Origin of the sequence: Nonomuraea sp. NPDC003560, from assembly GCF_042878785.1 — a bacterium.
Classification (GTDB): domain Bacteria; phylum Actinomycetota; class Actinomycetes; order Streptosporangiales; family Streptosporangiaceae; genus Nonomuraea.
Genome location: NZ_JBIAOF010000003.1, coordinates 904,207 through 923,087 on the forward strand (window position 1 = coordinate 904,207; position 18,881 = coordinate 923,087).

An 18,881-nucleotide genomic window follows, 5' to 3' on the forward strand; every position below is an offset into this window, starting at 1 on the left:
GAAACGGCCGCCAGAACCTCCCGATTGGCTTTGGGGTGAAACCATGTCAATTTGCCACACCTACCAAGGCTTGACGCTGCGGCGCGATGACCGAGCTCCCGGAGAAAGTCGGCAGACGATTCGGCGCTGGCTGGCGGCCGTCGACTCGCTGGTTCGCGACGACGCCCTGACGGTCGTATCAGAGCTGGTCACCAACGCGGTCCGGCATGTGCCGCCGGGCCCCGAGCGCGACTGGGTCATGGTGCTGCTCGGGGTCGGGGACGGATTCGTACACCTCGAAGTGGTAGACCCCGGGACGGCGGACCGGGAACCGCGCTTCGTCCCGCTGGACGCGGGGTCCCTGCGGGAATCAGGTCGCGGCCTCGGCCTGGTGGCCGCGTTGTCGGTCAGGAGCGGCACGCACACCGCCGGACCGCACGGCCACCGCGTCGTCTGGGCCGACCTGGAAAGAACGACCGCTAGCGGACCACCCGGTACGTCAGATGCGTGACCAGGGCGGTGCCCGTGGGCGGGGCGGCGGGGGTGAGGGTGATGTCGCCGGCGTCGGCCAGGAGGCGTTCGCCGCGGCCGAGGATCACCGGCGCGACGTGCAGGCGGAGCTCGTCGATGAGGCCGGCGGCCAGGTATTGGTTGACGGTGGCGGCGCCGCCGGCGATGGCGATGTCGCGGTCCCCCGCCGCCTCCCGTGCCATGGCGAAGGCGGCCTCGATGCCGTCCGTGACGAAGTGGAACGTCGTGCCGCCCTTCATGGGCAGCGGCTCGCGCGGGTGGTGGGTGAGGACGAACACCGGCGCGTGGTACGGCGGCTCCTCCCCCCACCAGCCGGTCCAGTTCGGGTCGAAGGCGCCGCGGCCGGGGTCGAACATGTTCCGGCCCATGATGAACGCCCCGGCCGCCGTGATGGCCTCGATGACCTCGGCGTGCTTCTCGGGCTCGGCGAACATCCACTCGTGCAGCCGGTCGCCCACGCCGTCGCCGAACGGCTGCTCCAGGCTCTGGTTCGGCCCCGCCACGTAGCCGTCGACGGACATCCCCATGTCGCACGTGACCTTGCTCATCCTGGTTCGTCTCCTGTTGTCCGTGGCGCCCGTCCGGCGCCTTCACCAGGGAGTCGGAGCCGATGCCGGGCTCTCTACATGGCGAGCGGAAATTTCCGGGAACGGGGTGGGAGGAGTCGGATCGGAGGAGGTCGGGTAGGTTCGGCGGTTAGGAAAGTTTCCTAATTGAGGAGTTGCACATGAGACTCGCCGTGATCGGGGGCGGTTCGACCTACACCCCCGAGCTCATCGACGGCTTCGCCAGGCTGCACGACGAGCTGCCGCTCACCGAGATCGCGCTGATCGACCCCGACGCCACGCGGCTCGACCTGGTGGCGGGCGTGTCCCGCAGGATGTTGCGCAGGGCCGGGCACCCGGCGAAGGTGATCGCCACCGCCGACGTGGCCGAGGGCGTCGCGGGTGCGGACGCCGTGCTCTTCCAGCTCAGGGTGGGCGGCCAGGCCGCGCGGAACGTGGACGAGACGCTGCCGCTGGAGTGCGGCTGCGTCGGCCAGGAGACGACGGGCGCGGGCGGTCTCGCCAAGGCCCTGCGCACGGTCCCGGTCGTGCTCGACCTGGCCGAGCAGGTCCGCGCCCACGCCCCCGACGCCTGGATCGTCGACTTCACCAACCCGGTCGGCATCGTCACCAGGGCGCTGCTGGACGCCGGGCACCGCGCGATCGGCCTGTGCAACGTGGCCATCGGGTTCCAGCGCCGCTTCGCCCGGCACCTCGGCGTGCCGCCGGAGCGGGTCGCGCTCGGGCACGTCGGGCTCAACCACCTGACGTGGGAGCGGTCGGTGGTGGTCGACGGCGTGGACGTGCTGCCGCGGCTGCTCGCCGAGCACGGGCAGGAGCTGGCCGCCGACATCGGCCTGCCGGTCGGGCTGCTGCGCAGGCTCCAGGTGGTCCCGTCCTACTACCTGCGCTACTTCTACGCCCACGACCTGGTGGTGAGCGAACAGCGGGCCAAGCCGTCGCGCGCGGCCGAGGTCGCGGCGATGGAGCAGCAGCTGCTGGAGCTGTACGCGGACCCGGCCGTGGACACCAAGCCGGACCTGCTGGACAAGCGGGGCGGCGCCTACTACTCCGAGGCCGCCGTCGCGCTGATCGCCTCGCTGCTCGGCGACCGGGGCGACGTCCAGGTGGTCAACACCCGCAACGACGGGACGCTGCCGTTCCTGCGCGACGAGGCGGTCATCGAGGTCCCGGCCAGGGTCTCGGCGTCCGGGGCCGCGCCGCTGCCGGTCGATCCGGTGGAGCCGCTGTACGCGGGCCTGATCGCGAACGTCTCCGCGTACGAGGAACTGGCCCTCGACGCGGCGCTGCACGGCGGCGCGGACCGGGTGCGCAACGCCTTGCTGGGCCATCCGCTGATCGGCCAGGAGGCCGTCGCGGACGAGCTGACCGGCCTGCTGCTGGCGGCGAACGAGCGGTACCTGCCATGGTGATCATCGCCGTGGACGCGGGCAACAGCAAGACGCACGTCGTCGTGCTCTCGGGCGACGGCACGATCCTGGCCCAGGGCGACGGCGGGCCGTTCGAGCCCCAGGCCGTCGGCGTGCCGGCGGCCGTGGACGTCGTGGAGGAGGCCGTGCGGCGGGCGCTCGGACCGGCGGCCGCTCCCCCGCACGCCGACCAGCTCTACGCCTACCTGGCCGGGGCCGACCTGCCGGTGGAGGAGGAGGCCCTGGCGGCCGAGTTCCGCGCCCGCGGGATGGCGGCCGACGTCGTCGTGGGCAACGACAGCTTCGCGCTGCTGCGGTCGGGGGCGTCCGGGCCGAGCGGCGTCGCGGTGGTGTGCGGCGCGGGCATCAACGCGGTCGGCGTCTCGCCCACGGGCGGGGTGGCCCGCTTCCCCGCGCTCGGCCGGATCAGCGGCGACTGGGGCGGTGGCGGCGGCCTGGCCGAGGAGGCGTTGTGGCACGCCATCCGCGCCGAGGACGGCCGGGGCGCCCCCACCGCGCTCACCGGCCTGATCAAGGAGCACTTCGGCACGCGGACGGTCGAGGAGGTGGTGCTCGGGGTGCACTTCGGGCAGATCGAGCGGCATCACCTGACCGCGCTCGCGCCCAAGGTGTTCGAGGCCGCCGCGTCGGCTGACGCGATCGCGCTGGAGCTGGTCACCCGGCTGGCCGACGAGATCGTGGTGATGGCCGAGGTGTGCCTGCGCCGCCTGGACCTGCTGGAGACGCCGACGGAGGTGGTGCTGGGCGGAGGGGTGCTGCACGCGCGCATCCCGCTGCTGGTCGCGATGCTGGAGGAGCGGTTCGCGGTACGGGCTCCGCTGGCCAAGCAGGTGATCCCGGACCAGCCGCCGATCGTCGGGGCCGCGCTCAACGGCCTGGACCGCATCGGGGCCTCCGAGGAGGCCAAGGCTCACCTTCGAGCGCAGTTCCAGAAGGTCCGGGCAGCGTCCTGAGAATCCGAGCGCAGTTCTAGAGCGGTATTGACGCACGTGGAGCGGTAAGTCTAGAGTCAGCCGCCAACCGTCTGGAAAGTATCCGGACGGTTGGCGGTCAAGGAGGCCACCCATGTCCACCAACCCCAGCCGACGTGAGGTTCTTCGACGTATCGGACTCACCGCCCTGACGGCGGGCCCGGGCGCAGGGCTGCTCGCCGCGTGCGCCACGGGCCGCTCCGCCGCTCCGGTCGCCTCCACCTCGGCCGCGCCCACCTCGGCCGCCAACCCCCTCGGCGTGGACGCCGCCAGGCAGCTGGAAGTCGTGATCTTCAGCGGCGGCAACGGCGACGGCTACGCGACCGACCTGCACGAGGCCCTCTACAGCAAGGCGTACAAGACCGCCAAGATCAAGCACGTGCCCACCCAGAAGGTCGGCACGCAGCTGCGCCCCCGCTTCATCAGCGGCGACGCGCCCGACGTGGTCAACAACTCCGGCCCCGACGCCCTCGACCTGCAGTCGCTCGTCGCCGAGGGGCACCTCGCCGACCTGACGCCGCTGTTCGACGCCCCCTCCCTGGCCGACCCGGCCAAGAAGGTGCGCGACACCCTGGTCGGCGGCGTCTACGAGAACTCGCTGATCGACGGCGTGCCCCGGGTGCTGCAGTACACGGTCGCCCACCGCGCCCTGTGGTACAACGCCAAGCTGTTCGACCAGCGCGGCTGGCAGGCGCCGAAGACGTGGGCGGAGTTCAACGCCCTCGGCGAGGAGGCCAAGAAGGCCGGCATCGCGCTGTTCGCCTACCCGGGCCAGGTCGGCCCGTTCTACCAGCTCTGGAACCTGGTCTACAGCGCCGCCAAGATCGGCGGCAACAAGGTGATCGTCGACATCGACAACCTCGCCGACGGCGCCTGGCAGGCCGAGCCCGTACGGCAGGCCGTCGCGGCGTGGGCGCAGGTGCAGCGCGACTTCGGCGACAAGGCGTACTTCGGGCTCGACCACACCCAGACGCAGGTCAAGCACCTGCAGGACAAGGTGCTGTTCTACCCCTGCGGCTCCTGGCTGGAGAACGAGATGGCCAAGGACCGGCCGGCCTCGTTCGAGTACGCGATCGCCCCGGTGCCCAGCATCACCGCCGCCGACGCGATGCCGTACGAGGCGATCATGATCGGGGTGAGCGAGGCGTTCTTCGTGGCGGCCAAGGGCAAGAACCCGCAGGGCGGCCTGGAGTACCTGCGCATGATGTTGTCACGGGAGGGCGCGCGCGGCTACACCGAGCTGACCAAGAACCTCACCGTCGTCAACGGCGTGGTGGACGGCCTCGACCTGACCTCGGCCGTGCGCAGCGCGGCCAAGGCCCAGGAGGCGGCCGGGACGAACATCATCACCGACGCCCGCTTCGAGGGCTGGTACAAGGAGCTGTTCGACCACGGGCAGGTCCAGACCAACTCGGTGATGTCCGGACGCATCACGCCCGAGCAGTTCTGCGCGAACATGCAGAAGAAGGCCGACGAGCTCAAGGCGGACTCCGCGATCGCCAAGCAGACCAGGAGCGTCTGAGCGATGAGGCGGCACGGCTTCGTCGCGGGCTTCCTCGCCCTGCCCGTGGTCCTTTACGCGGTGTTCGTGATCAGCCCGTACGTCCAGGCGTTCCAGATCGCGCTGACGGACTGGCGCGGGGTGTCGGCGAACCTGAACTTCGTCGGCCTGGACAACTTCCGGCGGATGCTCGGCAACGACACGTTCTGGCAGGCGGTCCGCAACCACGCGGTCCTGCTGGTCACGCTGCCGTTGGCGACCATCGCGCTCGCGCTGGTCTTCGCGTACCTGCTCGGCGACTCGGCGGGCACGCCGGGGGCCCGGTTCTACCGGGTGATCTTCTTCCTGCCGCAGGTGCTGGCGGTCGCGGTGGTCGGGGTGCTGTTCAAGGCCGTCTACCGGCCGGACGCGAGCGGCGTGCTGAACGGCGCGCTGGCGAAGCTGGGCGTCGAGCCGGTCGGCTGGCTGACGGACCAGAACCTGGCGCTGTGGTCGATCATCGCGGTGATGGTGTGGCAGGCGGTCGGCTTCTACGTCGTGCTGTTCTCGGCCGGGATGGCGGCCATTCCGAAGGACGTGTTCGAGGCGGCCGCCCTCGACGGCGCCGGGCGGCTGCGCACGTTCTTCTCCATCACGCTGCCCCTGGTGTGGGACACCGTCCAGGTGGCCTGGGTCTATCTGGGGATCGCCGCGTTCGACGGGTTCGCGCTGGTCAACGTCCTGTCGGTGGAGCAGGGCGGGCCGGACGGCGCGACCACCGTGCTGGCCACGGAGATCTACAAGAACGCTTTCTCCTACTCCCGGTTCGGCTACGCCTCGGCCATGGGCGTGGCGCTGTTCTTCCTGACCCTCACCTTCGCCGCGCTGACGTTGCGCGTGACCCGCCGCCAGAAGGTCGTCTACTGAAATGTTCCGAAAAATCAGCATCCAGGCTGTTCTTGGCCTCTGGGCGTTGCTCATCATCGCCCCGCTGCTGTGGACCCTGCTGGCCTCGTTCAAGAGCAACGCCGAGATCTTCGGCGACGCCCTGCAACTGCCCGGCGAGCTGCGCTGGGACAACTGGGCGCGGGCCTGGGAGCGGGCCAACATCGGTCGCTACCTGCTCAACACGGTCATCGTGGTCTTCTTCGGCGTGGCCGGGACGATGCTGCTCAGCTCGATGGCCGCGTACGTGCTGGCCCGCTACCGCTTCCCGGGCAACCGGCTGGTCTACTTCCTGTTCGTCTCCGGCATGGCCTTCCCGGTCTTCCTGGCGCTCGTGCCGCTGTTCTTCGTGGTGGACGGGCTCGGGCTGCTCAACAGCCACGTCGGCCTGGTGTTGGTCTACATCGCCTATTCGCTGCCGTTCACGGTGTTCTTCCTGACGTCCTTCTTCAGGGCGCTGCCGGACGCGGTGGCCGAGGCGGCGATGATCGACGGGGCCTCGCACACCCGCACGTTCTTCCAGGTCATGCTGCCCATGGCCCGCCCGGCGCTGGTCAGCCTGACCATCTTCAACGTGCTCGGCCAGTGGAACCAGTACCTCATCCCGCTGGTCCTGCTGCCCGGCGACAAGAGCCTGTGGGTCATCACCCAGGGCGTGGCCGACATCTCCACCATCGCCGGGTACGAGGCCGACTGGCCCGGACTGTTCGCCGCCCTCAGCATGACGGTGCTTCCCGTCGTGCTGATCTATATCGTCTTCCAGCGACATATCCAGTCCGGGCTGACCTCAGGAGCGCTGAAGTAGGAATGTCTTCAGGAAACCCCACCGTCTTCCGCACGCTCAACGAGCGCGCCGCGCTCACCCTGCTCCTTGAGCACGGCGGCCTCACCCGCGCCGAGCTGGAACTGCACACGGGCCTGTCCAAGGCGTCGGCGGCCGAGGTGCTGCGCAGGCTGGAGAACAGCGGGCTGGCCAGGAAGGCCGGCCTCAAGCCGGGCAACGCCGGGCCGGCCGCGCAGATGTGGCAGCTCGACGGCTCGGCCGCGCGCGTCGCGGGGGTCGATCTCACCACGAGCTCGATCGAGGTGTCGGTCGCCGACCTGACCGGCCGGGTGCTCGGCACCCATCGCACCGAGGCGACCGGCGACGCCCGGCGGCTGCTGGCCGAGACGGTCGCCGCGACCGGCTTCGAGCTGGACCGGCTCGACCAGGTCGTGGTGGGCGTGCCGGGCGTGGTGGAGGCCGACGGCCGGCGGCTGCGGCAGGCCGTGCAGCTGTCGGGCTGGTCCGGCCTGGACGACCTGCCGGCCAACGTGCGCCTGGAGAACGACGTCAACCTGGTCGCCATCCGCGAGCTCCAGGAGCACGACGACAGCAGTTTCGTGCTGTTCTGGGTGGGCGGCGGGGTCGGCGCGGGAGTCGTGCTCGACGGCGCGCTCTGGCGGGGCGTCACCGGGCGCGGCGGCGAGGTCGGCTCGGTCATCGTGCCCGACCCGGTGACCACCGGCCGCCGCTACGGGCAGGACGGCGGACCGCTCGGCGCGCTGCTCGGCGCCGAGCCGCTGGCCGCGCTGGCGCAGGCGCACGGCCTGCCCGGCGACCCCACGCTCACCGCCGTGAGCCGCACGCTGGCCGAGGCCCCTCAGGGCTTCCTGGACGACGCCGCCGCGCGGGTGGCGCTCGGCGTGACGGCCGCGATCGGGGTGCTGGACCCGGGCCTGGTCGTGCTGGCCGGGCCGCTGTGCGTCGCGGGAGGCGAGCCGCTCAGGGCGCGGGTCGCCGACCGTCTGGCCTCGACGCCGCTGGTGCCGGTGACCGTCGCCCTCAGCGCCGTGAACGGCAACGCCGTGCTCGGCGGCGCTCTCAGCTACGCCCTGGACCTGACCCGCGAGCGGGTCTTCCAAGCCGGTACGGCCGGTCGTACCGGTGAATCCAACCCCTAAGGACGCACATGTTGAGAACCCTCGTGATCGCCGCTCATCCCGACGAGCCCGAGATCTACGCGGGCGGCACGGCCGCGCTGCTGGCACAGGCCGGCCACGCGGTGAAGTTTTTGACGCTCACCAACGGCGACGCCGGGCACCACGAGCTGGAGCGCGGCCCGCTGGCGCGCCGCCGCGCCGAGGAGGCGTGGCGCGCGGCCGACGCGCTGGGCGTGGTGGACTACGAGATTTTCGACGTGCACGACGGCATGCTGGAACCCACCGTCGAGCTGCGGTTGCGGGTGCTGGCGCAGATCCGCGCCTGGCGGCCCGACCTGGTGATCGCCCTGCACGCCGACGGCGGCGGCCACCCCGACAACCGGGCCGCCGGGCAACTGGCCGCGCACGCGGTCGAGTTCGCGATGACGCGCAACCTGGAGGTGGGCAAGCCGGCCCTCCAGCGCATGCCGGTGTGCCTGCTCATGACGGACTACGCCTCCGCCCCCGTCCACCGGCCCGACGTGGTGGTGGACGTGTCCTCGGTGCTGACGGCCAAGCTCGACGCGTGCCTGGCCCACGCCTCCCAGTTCCTGGAGTTCGCGCCGTGGCAGCGGGGCTTCCTGGACCAGGCTCCCCCGCCCGGTGACGTGGCCGCCGGACGGGCGTTCGTGCTCGAACACTGGGCGGAGTTCCTGAAGGAGGAGACCTTCCAGTTCGCCGGCTACGGCAGGAAGGCCGACCGGGAAGAGGTCGGCCGCCTGCTCGCCGGGACCGCCGTCCCGGTCGCGTAGCCGCCCGGCGTCAGCCGGTGTAGTTCTTGCCGGGGGGCCTGCCGGGGATCGGCTTGGCTATGACGGCGACGGGGATGAAGAAGCAGATCTGGCTGATCGCCAGGACGAGCGTCCACAGGGCCTTGTCGTCGTAGTGGGCGGCCGCCCTGGTGTACAGCTCGTCGGGGACGCGTTCCCCGGCCGGGTTCGCGGTGAGGACGGCCTCCACCAGCTCCAGCGCCACCCGTTCGGCGTCGGAGAAGTAGGGGGCGTCCCGCCACGACGCCACGGCGGCCAGGCGCTCGTCCGGCTCCCCCGCCCGGCGCAGCAGGTCGGCCTGCCGGACCGTGTGGTACGTGCTGCCGACGATCTGCCCGGCGCGCAGCTGCACCAGGCCGACGGTGCTCCCCGGGATCGCGCCGTTGCGGGTGGCCTTGGTCATGGCCACCGCGATCTCCCCCAGCTCGGGGAAGAACCTGGAGGGATCGGGCAGACGCGACTGGAGGTACTCCTGCTCGGTCGTCGTGGACATCGGCTTCCCTTCTTCTGCGAATCCTGTCTCGGCGGTCCGACGACGCAGCGTCCGGGAATGTGAGGGTCAGGCCGCCGTCCAGGGGTGCAGCTTGTCGGGGTTGCGCACCGCCCACAGCCGCTTGATCCGGCCCTCCGCCACGTCGAACGCCACGACCATCACGGTGACCCCGTCGCGCTGGGCCACCAGGCCGGGACGGCCGTTGACGGTGCGCTCCAGCAGCGTCATGGCCGGCGCCCTGGTGGCGATCTCGACGGCGTAGCGGGCCACCCGTGCGGCGCCCTCGATCGGCCGCAGCACGGCGTTGACCACCCCGCCGCCGTCGGCGACGCCGACCACGCCGGGGTCGAGCAGGGCGACGAGGGCGTCGATGTCCTTGGCCTCCCACGCCTGCTTGAACTCGCGGACGATGCCGGCCTGCCGGGCCGCCGGCGTCACCGAGGTCCGCGCGGCGTCGATGCGGTGCCGGGCGGAGGAGGCCAGCTTGCGGCAGGCGGCCGGGGTGCGGCCGACGATCGCCGCCACCTCGGCGAAGGGGTAGCGGAAGACGTCGTGCAGGACGAACGCGACCCGCTCGGCCGGCGTCATCGACTCCAGCACGACGAGGAAGGCCATGTTGACCGACTCGTCCAGGGTGACCCGGTCGGCGGGGTCGTCGCCGGCCCATTCCGTGCGGTCGGGCAGCGGCTCGGGGATCCATTCGCCTACGTAGCGCTCGCGGCGGGCGCGGGCCGAGCCGAGCACGTCGAGGCAGATGCGCCCGGCGACCCTGGTCAGCCAGGCGCCCGGCGACTCGATGGCCTCCTGCTGCCCGGGTGACATGGCGTACCAGCGGGTGTAGGTCTCCTGGACGACGTCCTCGGCGTCGGCCAGCGAGCCGAGGAGGCGGTAGGCCAGGTTGATGAGCTGCCGGCGCTCGCTCATGATCGCGTCCAGGCCGGGGTCGGGTGCGGTGGTCATGATGTGGACGACTCCCTTAGTCGCATTTGCCCTAGTGTGTCCGACGAGACGGCGCACCCGGATGTGAGGTCACCGCGCCACCTCACATTTCCGGCGGCCACGTCGTCGGACTTCTCGAAGGCAAGCCCCAGAAGCGGACCGCCGTCACCCGGCGGTCGAGGAGTACCCCATGTTGCTACGTGTCGCGATCATCCTGCAGACCCTGGCCCTGTTCGCCGCGCCGGTCACCGCCGGGCTGCTGTTGTCGGTGCCCAACGGGCAGCCGCTGCACAGCGCCGCCGCGTACACGGTGTTCGTCGTGGCGGTGCTGCACCTGGTGGCCGCGATCCTGGCGTGGCGGCCGGGCGGCGGCTCACCGAAGCCGATCATGCCCGCGGCCGGGTTCCTGGTGCTGGTCAGCGCCCAGGTCGCGCTGGGCATCGCGCATGTGACGGCCCTGCACGTGCCGCTGGGCGTGCTGCTGTTCGCCGGCAGCGTGCTTCAGCTCAGCCGGGTCTGGACGGCGCGGTCCAGCGACCGGGCCAGCCGCACGCTCTCCTCCGTGTAGCCGAGAGCGGCGTAGAACCGGCGGGCTGTGGTGTTGGCGGCGCCCGTCTCCAGGGTGAGGTGGCGCAGCCCCTGGTCACGGGCCCAGTCCTCGGCCGCCGCCATGAGCCGGCGGCCCAGGCCCGCGCGGACGGCGTCCGGGGCGACGGCCAGCTCGCCGACGTAGGCGTCCTTGTCGCCGGTGAAGTGCCGCTGCCGGTCCACCGAGACGACGCCGACCACCCGGGAGCCGCGCACGGCGACGAAGACCGCTCCCCGTCGTTCCCCCGCCGCGGCGACCGACCCGGCGAGCCACCCCTCCGCCGCCCGTACGGCCGCGCCGGGGTCCCGCCAGGCCGCGACCCCCTCCGCCAGCCGGGGCGCCAGCGCCAGCACCCCCGGACGGTCCTCTTCGCGGTAGGGCCGGATGCGGACGTGCGCCTGAGCCATGTCCTCCATGCCGAGCAGCATGACAGGCCGGACCTGCGGGAAAAAAGGGCCACCGCGCCGCCCGGCGCCTCAGCGCGGGTCGCCGGTGAGGATCCACAGGTGGCCGTACGGGTCGCGGAGGCGGCCGGAGCGCAGGCCGTAGGGCCGGTTCTCGATCGGCACGACCGTCCGCGCGCCCTGGGCGGTCATGCGCTCGCCGATGGCGTCCGGGTCGGCGACGACGATCTCCAGGAGCACCGGGGAGCCGCCCAGGTCGTCCGGCGAGAGCCAGCCCCAGTCGGCGACGGCGGGCGAGACCCGAAAGGCGGCGGGGCCGAGGCGGTGCTCGATGACGGTGGGCCGCCCGTCGTCGCCCGGCGCGGCGCGGAACACCTCCTCGCTGCCCAGGGCATCCCGGTAGAAGGCGGACGCCCGGTCGGGGTCGGGCACGATGAGGCGAGGAACGAAGTGCAGGTTCATGCGGCCATCGTGGCGGCGCGCGGCGGCCTGGGTCTTGAACAAACGGGCACGGACCACGGCGGGCGCCGGAGGCCCGGGGGTCAGCGTGGAACTGGAGGGGGCGGGGCGGGCGGGCCTTCGGCGCGCAGCCATTCCGTGGGCGTGCAACCGGCCATCGCGCGCCACTCCCTGGTCAGGTGCGCCTGGTCGGCGAAGCCCGAGGCGGCGGCCACCTCCGCGAGCGCCGTCCGTCCGGAGCGCGCGGCGGCCACCAGCCGGCGCCGGGCGGCCTCGAAGCGGACGAGCCGCTGGTACTCCTTCGGCGTCACCCCGAACTCGCCGCGCACCGCCCCGCTCAGGTGCCGCCGCGAGCACCCGAGCAGCCGGGCGGCCTCCTCGACCCGGGCGGTCCCGGACAGGGCCGCGAGCGTGGCCCGCGAGGCGCGGCGGGCGGCGCGGTCGCCGTGGCGGGCCAGCCCCGCGAGCAGACGGTGTTCGACCAGGGCGCGGCGCTGGGCCCAGGACCGGCAGCCCGCCAGCCGCTCCGGCAGGTCGGCCAGCGCCGGGACGACGTCGGCGAGGTCGGCCACCTCCCCGGCCAGCGCCGAGGCGGGGACCCCGAGCAGGGCGGCGGCGCCCGGCGGGGTGAGCGTCAGCCACACCCCGCGCGTGCCCGCCGGCTGCCGCAGCTCGGCCGCGTCGAGGTGCAGCCCGGCCACCGCGGCGCGCAGCCGCCGCCCCGGCCCCGGCCGCCCGATCCAGGCGATGTCGACCGGGCCGTCCTCGGGGATCGTGACCGACAGCGTGGACGACGGCAGCCCGCGATGAACCCCGCCCGAACCGGGCCCGAGGTCGTAGGCGGCCAGCGTCGTCACGTACGGCGACAGCGCGGCGGACATTCCATCGGCGCTCACCCTGCCACGGTAGGGCCCGAAGGCCGCGCGCCGGTCCCCCAGGTCCGGCGCGCGGGTGACGGGCGGGCCGGTCGGGGTAGCGGCCAGGGCATGCACACACTCGTCAAGGGACTGATCGCGGGAGCGGCGGGCACCACGGCGCTCAACACCGTCTCCTACCTGGACATGCTCGTCCGGGCGCGGGCCGCCAGCAGCACGCCGCGGCAGGCCGTGGCGAAGTTGTCCGACCTGACGCACACCGACCTCGGCGAGGGCGACCGGGCCGCCAACCGCACGGAGGCGCTGGGCTCGCTCATGGGGTACGCGACCGGCGTCGCCTCGGCCATCGCCTACGGGTTCCTGTCGGGGCGGCGCAGGTCGTGGCCGGTCGGGGTGCTGGCGCTCACCGCTCTGGCCATGTCCGGCTCGAACGTGCCGCTGACGTTGCTCGACGTCACCCATCCGAGCGAGTGGCCGGCTGGCGCGTGGGTCTCCGACGTCGTCCCGCACCTCGCGTACGGGATCACGGCGTACGCGGCGTACGAGCTGATGCGCTGACCTGGACGCGTCCGGCGGATTCTGTCGGTGGCGGCGGGCATGATCGAGCCGTCCGACCGCGTCCGCACGAAATGGAGATCGGGTTGTCCCCCACGCATCCGCAGGTGATCGGCCACGCCTTCCTCAAGGCCCTCTACGCCGACGGCTACTACCCCGACCACGTCGTCGACAAGGGCAGGGCCGTCCTGCTGCGGCTGTGCGAACGCGTCGAGACCGAGCGGCCCGGCGACCTGGCCTCCCTCTACGCGCTGACGCATGCCGCCACGGAGGAGTTCAACGCGCTCGACGAGGAGTTCCACGAGGCCGGCAGCGAGATCGAGACCGTCGCGCGCGAGGCGATCGCCGAGGAGTTCTGGTTCGTGGCCACCACCTACGGCTTCCCGGAGGCCGACGTCGAGGAGCTGATCGCCCCCCGCGAATGGTGACGCGTCAGGCGCGGGCGTTGAGCCGGGCGTAGGCGGCGGGCGGCATGCCGACGGCGGCGGTGAAGTCGCGGGTCAGGTGGGCCTGGTCGGTGTAGCCCAGCTCGGCGGCGAGGGTGGCGAGGTCGAGGCCCTGCCGCACGCGTTCGGCGGCCTCGTGCAGCCGGAAGCGGCGGATCACCCATTTGGGGCCGATGCCGACATAGTCCCGGAAGAGCCGTTGCAGCGAGCGCACCGACCGGCCCGCCCGCGCGGCCAGCTCGTCGACCCTGGTCACGGTCACGTCGTCCTCGGCCAGCCCCACCAGGGCCGCGGCCTCCTCGGCCAGCGGGTCCGGCGCCGGCCCGAGCGCCCGCAGGAACGCCTCCACCAGCGCGATGGCGGCGCCCGCGTCCGGCTCGGCCAGCACGCCTTCGACCAGCGCCGGGCCGGTGGCCGGGAACATCTCGCCGATCTCCGCGAAGCGGCCGGTGAGCTCGGACACCGGGCCGCCGAGGAACGTCCGGAAGCCGCCGGGGCGGAAGCGGGTGCCGAGCGCGCGGCCGGTGCCCCGCATCGTGTACGAGAACCCGCCGTCGATCACCCCCGCGATCCGGTGGAAGTCCTGGGCGATCGTCAGGTTCACCGTCGGGTGCGACACGATGCGCTGCTCGTACGGCTCGGCGAGGTCGGTCCAGGTGACGACCCAGAAGTGGGCGACGTACGCCGCCAGCTCCGGCGACGGCGCCTGGCGCGCGAAGTCGAAGGCGGCCAGCCCCGCGTAGGGGTTGACCCAGCCGCGCTGTCGCGTTTCTACAAGCCGCGCCCGAGGCAGGCGGGACATCATGTCTGCCATGGAAGACATGATGCCGCTGATGACCCGGGCCACCCACCGGACCGCCGGCCTGGTGGCCGCCGTGCGGCCCGAGCAGTTCGGGTCCCCGACGCCGTGCGCGGAGTTCGACGTCAAGGCGCTGGTCAACCACCTGGAGTGGGTGGCGGAGATGTTCGCGTCGCTGGCGCACGGCGGGGAGCGCACCGAGCAGGGCCCGTACGCGGGCGACTTCCCCGAACGCGCCGAGCGCATGCTGGCCGCCTGGTCGCGGCCGCAGGCGTGGGAGGGCACGTGCGCCGCCCTGGGCGGCCTGCCGATGACCATGGTGGCCCACCTGTGGCTGGTCGACATGGTCGTGCACGGCTGGGACCTGGCCAGGGCCACCGACCAGGCGTACGAGCCGGACGCCGAGGCCGTCGCCCGCGCGCTGGGGTTCACGGAGCAGTCGGTGGAGATGGGCCGGCAGAGGGGGGCGTTCGGGCCGCCGGTGGCGGTGCCGGACGACGCCCCGCCGTTCGACCGGCTGCTCGGCCTGATCGGCCGCGACCCGGCCTGGAAGCCCTGACCGGCCCACCCGCATAGGAGTGGACGGGTCAGCGGGCGGCGGGCACGGGCCGCACGCCCTCCCGGACGGCCACGGCCCGCCGCCAGGCGGCGAAGAGCGCCGCCGCGATGTACAGCACCTGCTCCGGGACGCGCTCCCACAGCGGCGTGGCCTCCCCGCCCGCGAACGGCACGTCGGAGACCGCCGCGTAGACGTTCGCCGGGAGCAGGCCGACGAACAGCAGGGCCAGGCAGATCCCGGCCGCCCGGCGGGTGGCGGGCAGCACCAGCCCGATCGCCCCGGCCAGCTCCAGCACGCCGGTCAGGTGGACCACGGCGGCGGGGAACGGCACGAAGGGCGGCACCATGCGCACCAGGTCGCCGTGGTTCGGCATGAAGGTCACCCCTTCAGGGACGAAGTGCGCGCTTCCCGTCATGACCACCATGACGGCCAGCCCGTGCGCCACCGACACCTGCCACGTGCCGAACCGCCGCACGCCGAGCGCGCCCAGCAGCCGGAAGCCCAACGTGGCCACCAAAAGAACGATCACCGTCACCGGAGCACCTCATTGGATAGTACCGTTATCCGACTTTGGATAACACTACTATCCAATGAGCGCGGTAGCAAGCGCGGACAGCAAGAAGCCGTGCGGGTCAGGACGACCCGCACGGCTTCGCGCGTTGCGGAGGGACGGCTAGATGCCGATGGCGGCCTCGGGCTGCATGAGACGGCGGGCCGCCTCGGTGATCGAGCCCGACAGCGACGGGTAGACCGCGAACGAGTGGGCGACCTGGTCGACCGTCAGCCGCTGCTGCACGGCCAGCGACACCGCGAGGATCAGCTCCGAGGCGCGCGGCGCCACGACCACGCCGCCGAGCACGATGCCGGTGTGGGGGCGGCAGAACAGCTTGACGAAGCCGTCGTTGAAGCCCTGCATCTTGGCCCGCGCGTTGGTGGCCAGCGGCAGCTTGACCACGTTCGCGTCGATCTCGCCCGCCTCGATCGAGCGCTGCGCCACGCCGACGGCCGCGATCTCGGGGTCGGTGAAGATGTTGGAGGCCACCGTGGCCAGCCGCAGCGGCTGGACGGCCTCGCCCAGCGCGTGCCACACGGCGATGCGGCCCTGCATGGCGGCGACCGAGGCCAGCATGAGCACGCCGGTGCAGTCGCCGGCCGCGTAGACGCCGGGCGCGGACGTGCGCGAGACCTTGTCGACCTTGACGAAGCCGTTGCGGTCGAGCTGCACGCCGGCCTCCTCCAGGCCGATGCCGCCGGTGTTGGGGACCATGCCGACCGTCATCAGCGCGTGGGAGCCCTCGGCCGTGCGGCCGTCCTCCAGGGTCACCACCACGCCGTCGGCCGTGCGCTTGACGGAGGAGGCGCGCGAGCGGCCCATGACGTTCATGCCGCGCCGCCGGTAGACCTCTTCCAGGACCTCGGCGCCGTCGGCGTCCTCGTTGGGCATCATCCGGTCGCGGCTGGAGACCAGCGTGACCTCCGCGCCGAGCGAGCGGTAGGCGCCTGCGAACTCCGCGCCGGTCACGCCGGAGCCGACCACGATCAGGTGCTCGGGCAGCTCCTCCAGGTCGTAGAGCTGCCGCCAGGTGAGGATGCGCTCGCCGTCGGGCTCGGCCCCCGGCAGCACGCGCGGCGTCGCGCCGGTGGCCACGAGCACCACGTCGGCCCTGATCGTACGGTCGCCCGCGCGCACGACCTGCGGATCGACCAGCCGCCCCCGCGCCTTGATGATCTCGACGCCCTCGGCCTCGACCCGGGTCGCGATGTCGGCCGACTGGGCCTGGGCCAGCTCCTTGACCCGCTTGTTGACCAGCGGCAGGTCGACGCCGACCACGCCGGCGTCGCCGTCGGGGCCGCCCGAGAACGACACGCCGAGCGAGGGCGCGTCGAGCAGGGCCTGCTTGCGGACGGAGGTGGCGATCAGCGTCTTGGACGGCACGCAGTCGGTGAGCACGCAGGCCCCGCCCGGCCCGTCCTGCTCGACCATCGTGACCTGTGCGCCTAGTTGGGCGGCCACCAGCGCCGCTTCGTAGCCGCCCGGCCCGCCACCAATGATCACGATCCTCGTCACGTGTCCCATTCTCCCGCACGTGCCCCCGGAAGCCGCAACCGGCCCATGACGGGATCACGCTCCGGCGGACATGGGGGACACATGGGCCTTCCGTGCCCGGCTTGATGGACCGACACACCGGGTCAGCGTGGCAGGATGGCGCGGTAGCTGGATGACGAGCGGCACCCGGCGAGAGGGGTGGATCGTGGCGTGGCTTTCGGATCAATCAGGGAAGCCGAATGATCTACGGCTTTATGCCTCCTACGGGATGAACATGGACCCCGAGCAGATGGCCATGCGCGCCCCGCACTCCCCGATCTGGGGTGTCGGCTGGCTGACCGGCTGGCGGCTGACCTTCGGCCGCACCGACAGCAAGTGGGAGAGCTCGATCGCCACCATCGTGGAGGACCCCGACGAGCACGTCTTCGTCGTGCTCTACGACGTGCCCGAGTGGGAGGAGACCTCGCTCGACCAGTGGGAGGGCGCGGTCCGCGGGGCCTACCACAAGGTGCGGCTGCGGGTGCAGACCCTCGACGGCGAGGTCGTCGCCTGGTTCTACGTGCTCGACGGCTACGAGGGCGGCCTGCCCTCGGCCCGCTACCTGTGCAACCTGGCCGACGCGGCCGAGCGCGCGGGCGCCCCCGACGACTACGTCAAGGAGCTTCGGGAGCGCCCCTGCACCTCGGCGCCCTAGCGGAGCGGCTCGTCCTTGGTCTCGCGCAGCACGAAGACGTACACGAGCGTGGAGATCAGCGCCAGGGCGGACATGTACCACGGGAACATCCCGGGGTTGCCGGCCTTCTGCAGCGCGGTGCCGATCAGCGGCGCGGTGCCGCCGAAGATCGCCACGGTCAGCGAGTACGGGAACCCGGCCCCCGCCGCCCGCACCCGGGTCGGGAACAGCTCCGAGTTCACCGCGGCCGAGACCGAGGTGAAGCAGCCCAGGAACACCATGCCGATCATCTGCACGACGAGCAGGCTGGCGAAGGAGTCGGTGAGCAGGCCGAGCAGCGGCACCGGCAGGATCAGGAAGCCGAGCCCGAACGCGATCAGCATCGGCTTGCGCCCGATCTTGTCCGACAGCAGGCCGAGCAGCGGCTGCAGCAGCATGAAGAACACCAGCGAGATCGTGCCGACCTGGAGCGACTCGGCCTTGTCGAACGAGACCGTGATCTGCGCGTAGGTGGGCAGGAAGCTGGTCCAGGTGTAGTAGGCGACGGTGCCCGCGATCGTGATGCCGACGATGGTGAGCGCGGACCTCGGGTGGTGCTTGAGGAACTCGAACATGCCCGGCCGCTTGACCTCGCCCCGCTGGATCTCCTCGGCGACGGCCGAGGTCTCGTCGGCGCCCTTGCGGATCCACAGGCCGACCAGGCTGAGCAGCGCGCCCACCAGGAACGGGATGCGCCAGCCGTAGGAGCTCATGTCCTCCTTGACCAGCGTCGAGGTGAGCACCGCGGCCAGGCCGGAGGCGATGAGCTGGCCGATGGTGGTGCTGACGTACTGGAAGGAGGAGAACAGGCCGCGGCGGCGCGGCGGGGCCGACTCGACGAGGAACGTGGTGGCGGCGGCGAACTCACCGCCCACGGACAGGCCCTGGATCAGCCGGGCCAGCGTCAGGATGACCGGCGACAGCAGGCCCACGGCCTCGTAGGTGGGGGTCAGGCCGAGCAGCAGCGAGCCGCCGCCCATCAGGATGATGGTGAAGGTCATCGCGGACTTGCGGCCGTACCGGTCGGCGAACGCGCCCACCAGCAGACCGCCCAGGGGCCGCATGAAGAAGCCCACCGCGAACACCGCGAACGAGCTCAGCAGCGGCACCAGGCTGTTGCCGGAGCTGTCGGGGAAGATCTGCGCCGAGAAGACCGTGGCCAGGAAGGTGTAGGCGTACCAGTCGTACCACTCGACCACGTTGCCGATGCTGGCCGCCATGAGCTGACGGACCCTGCTCTTCGGTATGCCGAGCGGCGATTGCACGACGGGGGAGGTCGACACGGCATGTGCTCCTTTTGCTGACACGTGGAGTGATGGCTTACTGTGCATTCGGAAGACCGAAACAGTCAAATGTCTGGGCAATTATTT

The 18,881-nt window shown here is 72.0% G+C and carries 23 protein-coding genes; 13 read left to right on the top strand and 10 right to left on the bottom strand.

From position 1 onward, the window contains the following. Positions 1 to 43 precede the first annotated feature (43 nt). Entirely contained in the window at positions 44 to 490 is a 447-nt protein-coding gene (locus tag ACFYUV_RS15035; RefSeq protein ID WP_387669023.1) for an ATP-binding protein, read from the top strand. On the opposite strand, the gene ACFYUV_RS15040 is transcribed toward ACFYUV_RS15035, so the two are convergent. Continuing rightward, positions 459 to 1,058, bottom strand: a complete 600-nt coding sequence (locus ACFYUV_RS15040) for a dihydrofolate reductase family protein (RefSeq protein ID WP_387669026.1) — start codon at positions 1,056 to 1,058, stop codon at positions 459 to 461. The two genes, ACFYUV_RS15035 and ACFYUV_RS15040, sit on opposite strands and share 32 nt — an antisense overlap. 179 nt (positions 1,059 to 1,237) lie before the next feature. Here ACFYUV_RS15040 and ACFYUV_RS15045 point away from each other — a divergent pair, with 179 nt between their 5' ends. The 7 genes from ACFYUV_RS15045 to ACFYUV_RS15075 all read left to right on the top strand — a co-directional run bounded on the left by ACFYUV_RS15045 (position 1,238) and on the right by ACFYUV_RS15075 (position 8,616). After that, a complete protein-coding gene (locus tag ACFYUV_RS15045; RefSeq protein ID WP_387669028.1) occupies positions 1,238 to 2,488 on the top strand; it encodes a 6-phospho-beta-glucosidase in 1,251 nt (416 codons plus the stop codon). Then, complete coding sequence (locus ACFYUV_RS15050; protein ID WP_387669031.1) at positions 2,482 to 3,459, top strand: N-acetylglucosamine kinase; 978 nt, start codon at positions 2,482 to 2,484, stop codon at positions 3,457 to 3,459. Before ACFYUV_RS15045 ends, ACFYUV_RS15050 begins: the two co-directional genes overlap by 7 nt. Positions 3,460 to 3,571: 112 nt before the next feature. Further along, positions 3,572 to 4,999, top strand: a complete 1,428-nt coding sequence (gene ngcE, locus ACFYUV_RS15055) for an N-acetylglucosamine/diacetylchitobiose ABC transporter substrate-binding protein (protein WP_387669034.1) — start codon at positions 3,572 to 3,574, stop codon at positions 4,997 to 4,999. 3 nt (positions 5,000 to 5,002) lie between these two features. Then, positions 5,003 to 5,884: a sugar ABC transporter permease gene (locus ACFYUV_RS15060; protein ID WP_352325487.1), complete on the top strand. Its 882-nt coding sequence runs from the start codon at positions 5,003 to 5,005 to the stop codon at positions 5,882 to 5,884. A 46-nt stretch (positions 5,885 to 5,930) separates the two neighbouring features. Beyond that, positions 5,931 to 6,707 carry a carbohydrate ABC transporter permease gene (locus tag ACFYUV_RS15065; RefSeq protein ID WP_387669037.1) on the top strand — a complete coding sequence of 259 codons (777 nt, stop codon included), beginning with the start codon at positions 5,931 to 5,933 and terminating at the stop codon, positions 6,705 to 6,707. Positions 6,708 to 6,709: 2 nt separating this feature from the next. After that, a complete protein-coding gene (locus ACFYUV_RS15070; RefSeq protein ID WP_387669039.1) occupies positions 6,710 to 7,846 on the top strand; it encodes an ROK family protein in 1,137 nt (378 codons plus the stop codon). An 8-nt stretch (positions 7,847 to 7,854) separates the two neighbouring features. Next, a complete protein-coding gene (locus ACFYUV_RS15075; protein ID WP_387669042.1) occupies positions 7,855 to 8,616 on the top strand; it encodes a PIG-L deacetylase family protein in 762 nt (253 codons plus the stop codon). A gap of 10 nt (positions 8,617 to 8,626) precedes the next feature. Here the strand turns inward: ACFYUV_RS15075 and ACFYUV_RS15080 are convergent, their stop codons facing one another. Next, complete coding sequence (locus ACFYUV_RS15080; RefSeq protein WP_387669043.1) at positions 8,627 to 9,127, bottom strand: carboxymuconolactone decarboxylase family protein; 501 nt, start codon at positions 9,125 to 9,127, stop codon at positions 8,627 to 8,629. Between the two features lie 66 nt (positions 9,128 to 9,193). Then, complete coding sequence (gene sigJ / locus ACFYUV_RS15085) at positions 9,194 to 10,087, bottom strand: RNA polymerase sigma factor SigJ (RefSeq protein WP_387669044.1); 894 nt, start codon at positions 10,085 to 10,087, stop codon at positions 9,194 to 9,196. A gap of 169 nt (positions 10,088 to 10,256) precedes the next feature. On the opposite strand from sigJ, the gene ACFYUV_RS15090 reads away from it, so the two are divergent. Next, a complete protein-coding gene (locus ACFYUV_RS15090; RefSeq protein ID WP_387669045.1) occupies positions 10,257 to 10,634 on the top strand; it encodes a hypothetical protein in 378 nt (125 codons plus the stop codon). Here ACFYUV_RS15090 and ACFYUV_RS15095 read toward each other — a convergent pair. From ACFYUV_RS15095 to ACFYUV_RS15105, 3 genes are all read right to left on the bottom strand, one after another. Further along, positions 10,568 to 11,071 (bottom strand): GNAT family N-acetyltransferase, encoded by a 504-nt coding sequence (locus ACFYUV_RS15095; protein ID WP_387669046.1) that lies wholly within the window; start codon positions 11,069 to 11,071, stop codon positions 10,568 to 10,570. The two genes, ACFYUV_RS15090 and ACFYUV_RS15095, sit on opposite strands and share 67 nt — an antisense overlap. Before the next feature lie 60 nt (positions 11,072 to 11,131). After that, the gene (locus ACFYUV_RS15100; protein WP_387669048.1) at positions 11,132 to 11,521 is read right to left on the bottom strand and encodes a VOC family protein; all 390 of its coding nucleotides are present in this window, start codon (positions 11,519 to 11,521) and stop codon (positions 11,132 to 11,134) included. 80 nt (positions 11,522 to 11,601) lie between these two features. Next, positions 11,602 to 12,414 (bottom strand): helix-turn-helix domain-containing protein, encoded by an 813-nt coding sequence (locus ACFYUV_RS15105; protein ID WP_387669049.1) that lies wholly within the window; start codon positions 12,412 to 12,414, stop codon positions 11,602 to 11,604. A 90-nt stretch (positions 12,415 to 12,504) separates the two neighbouring features. Between ACFYUV_RS15105 and ACFYUV_RS15110 the strand changes: the two genes are divergently transcribed. Both ACFYUV_RS15110 and ACFYUV_RS15115 read left to right on the top strand, forming a co-directional pair. Then, positions 12,505 to 12,951 (top strand): hypothetical protein, encoded by a 447-nt coding sequence (locus ACFYUV_RS15110; RefSeq protein WP_387669050.1) that lies wholly within the window; start codon positions 12,505 to 12,507, stop codon positions 12,949 to 12,951. Between the two features lie 83 nt (positions 12,952 to 13,034). After that, on the top strand, positions 13,035 to 13,376 hold the full coding sequence (locus ACFYUV_RS15115) for a DUF5713 family protein (protein ID WP_387669052.1): 342 nt from the start codon (positions 13,035 to 13,037) through the stop codon (positions 13,374 to 13,376). Positions 13,377 to 13,380: 4 nt separating this feature from the next. Here ACFYUV_RS15115 and ACFYUV_RS15120 read toward each other — a convergent pair whose 3' ends face one another. Continuing rightward, positions 13,381 to 14,208, bottom strand: a complete 828-nt coding sequence (locus ACFYUV_RS15120; RefSeq protein WP_387669053.1) for a DUF6597 domain-containing transcriptional factor — start codon at positions 14,206 to 14,208, stop codon at positions 13,381 to 13,383. Between ACFYUV_RS15120 and ACFYUV_RS15125 the strand changes: the two genes are divergently transcribed. Further along, positions 14,207 to 14,752, top strand: a complete 546-nt coding sequence (locus ACFYUV_RS15125) for a TIGR03086 family metal-binding protein (protein ID WP_352361973.1) — start codon at positions 14,207 to 14,209, stop codon at positions 14,750 to 14,752. The genes ACFYUV_RS15120 and ACFYUV_RS15125 overlap by 2 nt on opposite strands. 28 nt (positions 14,753 to 14,780) lie before the next feature. Here ACFYUV_RS15125 and ACFYUV_RS15130 read toward each other — a convergent pair whose 3' ends face one another. Then, positions 14,781 to 15,287 carry a hypothetical protein gene (locus ACFYUV_RS15130; RefSeq protein WP_387669055.1) on the bottom strand — a complete coding sequence of 169 codons (507 nt, stop codon included), beginning with the start codon at positions 15,285 to 15,287 and terminating at the stop codon, positions 14,781 to 14,783. 138 nt (positions 15,288 to 15,425) lie between these two features. Next, the gene (locus ACFYUV_RS15135) at positions 15,426 to 16,820 is read right to left on the bottom strand and encodes an NAD(P)H-quinone dehydrogenase (RefSeq protein ID WP_352325471.1); all 1,395 of its coding nucleotides are present in this window, start codon (positions 16,818 to 16,820) and stop codon (positions 15,426 to 15,428) included. Positions 16,821 to 17,067: 247 nt separating this feature from the next. On the opposite strand from ACFYUV_RS15135, the gene ACFYUV_RS15140 reads away from it, so the two are divergent. Continuing rightward, positions 17,068 to 17,493 (top strand): gamma-glutamylcyclotransferase, encoded by a 426-nt coding sequence (locus ACFYUV_RS15140; RefSeq protein WP_387669057.1) that lies wholly within the window; start codon positions 17,068 to 17,070, stop codon positions 17,491 to 17,493. Here the strand turns inward: ACFYUV_RS15140 and ACFYUV_RS15145 are convergent. Beyond that, positions 17,490 to 18,794, bottom strand: a complete 1,305-nt coding sequence (locus tag ACFYUV_RS15145) for an MFS transporter (RefSeq protein WP_358282416.1) — start codon at positions 18,792 to 18,794, stop codon at positions 17,490 to 17,492. The two genes, ACFYUV_RS15140 and ACFYUV_RS15145, sit on opposite strands and share 4 nt — an antisense overlap. Positions 18,795 to 18,881: the final 87 nt, after the last annotated feature.

What these genes read in the sequence shown, in the direction of transcription:
- ACFYUV_RS15035 (WP_387669023.1), top strand. Translation starts at nt 44, where the DNA reads ATGTCAATTTGCCACACCTACCAAGGCTTGACGCTGCGGCGCGATGAC.
- ACFYUV_RS15040 (WP_387669026.1), bottom strand. Translation starts at nt 1,058, where the DNA reads ATGAGCAAGGTCACGTGCGACATGGGGATGTCCGTCGACGGCTACGTG.
- ACFYUV_RS15045 (WP_387669028.1), top strand. Translation starts at nt 1,238, where the DNA reads ATGAGACTCGCCGTGATCGGGGGCGGTTCGACCTACACCCCCGAGCTC.
- ACFYUV_RS15050 (WP_387669031.1), top strand. Translation starts at nt 2,482, where the DNA reads ATGGTGATCATCGCCGTGGACGCGGGCAACAGCAAGACGCACGTCGTC.
- ngcE (WP_387669034.1), top strand. Translation starts at nt 3,572, where the DNA reads ATGTCCACCAACCCCAGCCGACGTGAGGTTCTTCGACGTATCGGACTC.
- ACFYUV_RS15060 (WP_352325487.1), top strand. Translation starts at nt 5,003, where the DNA reads ATGAGGCGGCACGGCTTCGTCGCGGGCTTCCTCGCCCTGCCCGTGGTC.
- ACFYUV_RS15070 (WP_387669039.1), top strand. Translation starts at nt 6,710, where the DNA reads ATGTCTTCAGGAAACCCCACCGTCTTCCGCACGCTCAACGAGCGCGCC.
- ACFYUV_RS15075 (WP_387669042.1), top strand. Translation starts at nt 7,855, where the DNA reads ATGTTGAGAACCCTCGTGATCGCCGCTCATCCCGACGAGCCCGAGATC.
- ACFYUV_RS15080 (WP_387669043.1), bottom strand. Translation starts at nt 9,127, where the DNA reads ATGTCCACGACGACCGAGCAGGAGTACCTCCAGTCGCGTCTGCCCGAT.
- sigJ (WP_387669044.1), bottom strand. Translation starts at nt 10,087, where the DNA reads ATGACCACCGCACCCGACCCCGGCCTGGACGCGATCATGAGCGAGCGC.
- ACFYUV_RS15090 (WP_387669045.1), top strand. Translation starts at nt 10,257, where the DNA reads ATGTTGCTACGTGTCGCGATCATCCTGCAGACCCTGGCCCTGTTCGCC.
- ACFYUV_RS15095 (WP_387669046.1), bottom strand. Translation starts at nt 11,071, where the DNA reads ATGGAGGACATGGCTCAGGCGCACGTCCGCATCCGGCCCTACCGCGAA.
- ACFYUV_RS15100 (WP_387669048.1), bottom strand. Translation starts at nt 11,521, where the DNA reads ATGAACCTGCACTTCGTTCCTCGCCTCATCGTGCCCGACCCCGACCGG.
- ACFYUV_RS15110 (WP_387669050.1), top strand. Translation starts at nt 12,505, where the DNA reads ATGCACACACTCGTCAAGGGACTGATCGCGGGAGCGGCGGGCACCACG.
- ACFYUV_RS15125 (WP_352361973.1), top strand. Translation starts at nt 14,207, where the DNA reads ATGGAAGACATGATGCCGCTGATGACCCGGGCCACCCACCGGACCGCC.
- ACFYUV_RS15120 (WP_387669053.1), bottom strand. Translation starts at nt 14,208, where the DNA reads ATGGCAGACATGATGTCCCGCCTGCCTCGGGCGCGGCTTGTAGAAACG.
- ACFYUV_RS15140 (WP_387669057.1), top strand. Translation starts at nt 17,068, where the DNA reads ATGAACATGGACCCCGAGCAGATGGCCATGCGCGCCCCGCACTCCCCG.